1 protein-coding gene is annotated in these 323 nt (G+C 52.6%); it reads left to right on the top strand.

Going from position 1 to position 323, the window contains the following annotated elements; genetic code table 11:
• On the top strand, window positions 1-323 hold a 323-nt coding region (locus ACXAGK_RS19485; protein ID WP_474857490.1), incomplete at both ends, for an Ig-like domain-containing protein.

The following is a 323-nucleotide window of genomic DNA, read 5'->3' as shown; positions in this document are numbered from 1 at the left end:
CGTGACCGCTATTGTGCAAGCGGACGGCACTTATAGTGCGGACGTACCGGCTGAATTAGCCGAAGGTGAATTTACCGTTAACGCCAGCGTGACCGATGAGGCTGGCAATACCGCAACCGCTGATACCACAGGCGAAATTGATACTACTGCGCCATCAATTACTATTGATGCGATAGCTACTGACAACGACACCACGCCTACCCTTTCAGGTACCACTGATGCTACACCGGGTAGCACGGTAACGTTAACCATTACCGATAGCGCAGGTAACACACAAACCGTGACCGCTATTGTGCAAGCGGACGGCACTTATAGTGCGGACG

The organism is Alteromonas sp. ABM1_013 (genome assembly GCF_056160505.1).
The sequence above is the reverse complement of the archived record's forward strand: the minus strand, read 5'-3'. Positions and strand labels throughout refer to the sequence as shown.